Source organism: Roseateles sp. P5_E11 (assembly GCF_054049355.1).
Genome location: NZ_JBFUMO010000994.1, coordinates 1 through 1,244 on the forward strand (window position 1 = coordinate 1; position 1,244 = coordinate 1,244).

Sequence of the window (1,244 nt, forward strand, 5' to 3'; positions counted from 1 at the left end):
TGCTGGGGCCGCAGAAGACGTCGTCCTCCAATGTCACCGAGTCATAGACGGAGACGTTGTTCTGGATCTTGACGTTGTTGCCGATGCTGACGTCGTTGCCGACGTAGACGTTCTGGCCGAAGGAGCAACCGTCGCCAATGCGGGCGCCAGCGCTGATGTGTACGAAGTGCCAGACGCGGCAGCCCGAGCCGATCCGGGCGCCAGCGTCGACGATGGCAGAGGGGTGGATGACAGTCTGCGTGCTCATCGGCTCAGTAATTCAGCGGCAGGTTGACCTTCYGCCCGTCGCGGGCCGAGCGGTACATGCCGATCAGCAGTTCCAGAGACTTGAGGCCTTCGCGTCCATCGGTTTCAGGCTGTGCCTCGCCGCGCAGCACCTGCAGCACGTTGTGGTAGTACAGGGGATGCCCGAAACCGTAGACCGATGTGGTCTCGTAGTTGGCGTCCTTGATGCGCTGATCCATCTCGTGCGCGTCCTGGAACTCCCAGTGCTTGATCTCGTTGACAGCCACGCCACCGACCACGGCAGAGCCTTTTTCGCCGAGGATGGTGATCGAGCCTTCCAGATTCTTGGGATAGGTGAGCATGGTGACGTTGATCGAACCCATGGCGCCGCTACGCCACTTGATGGCGGCAACGCCGGTGTCTTCCACCTCGATATCGCGCGCCAGGGTCCCCGTGTACGCCATGACACTTTCGACCGGACCGATGATCCACTCGAGCAGGTCGACGTAGTGGCTCGCCTGGTTCATGAAGGCGCCGCCGTCGAACTCCCAGGTGCCGCGCCAGGCGGCGCTGTCGTAATAGGCTTGAGGGCGGCTCCAGAACACGTTCACCGTGACCATGTGGATTCGCCCGAAACGGCCCGCTGCCACGGCATTCTTGAGCAGTTGCAGGGTCGGATTGCGCCGGTTCTGTTTGACGACGAACAGCCGCACGCCTGCCTCGTCGCAGGCCCGCACCATGTCGATGCCGTCCTGCCAGCGAGTGGCCATGGGCTTTTCCGTCATGACGTGGAAGCCGGCATGCGCAGCTTCGATGGCCTGGCGCGGGTGCAGGCCGCTTGGCGTCGTCAGGATGACCACGTCCGCCGAGGTGGTCGCCAGCATTTCCGTGAAGCCAGCGTGGCCGCAGGCGCCGGTGTTGTCCACCGTCGCAGCCAGTGCAGCGGCGTCGATGTCACAGACGTCAACCAACTCGCACTGATCGCCGAGCTTGCGGATGGCTTCGAAGTGGTTCTTGGC

Annotated in this window: 2 protein-coding genes; both read right to left on the reverse strand. The window is 63.1% G+C overall.

All coding sequences use genetic code 11. The annotated features are described in order from the left end of the window. The coding region (locus ACXJKR_RS32805; protein WP_457326424.1) for a DapH/DapD/GlmU-related protein at window positions 1-247 on the reverse strand (247 nt) is incomplete at its 3' end. Between the two features lie 4 nt (window positions 248-251). Then, on the reverse strand, window positions 252-1,244 hold a 993-nt coding region (locus tag ACXJKR_RS32810; protein WP_457326425.1), incomplete at its 5' end, for a Gfo/Idh/MocA family protein.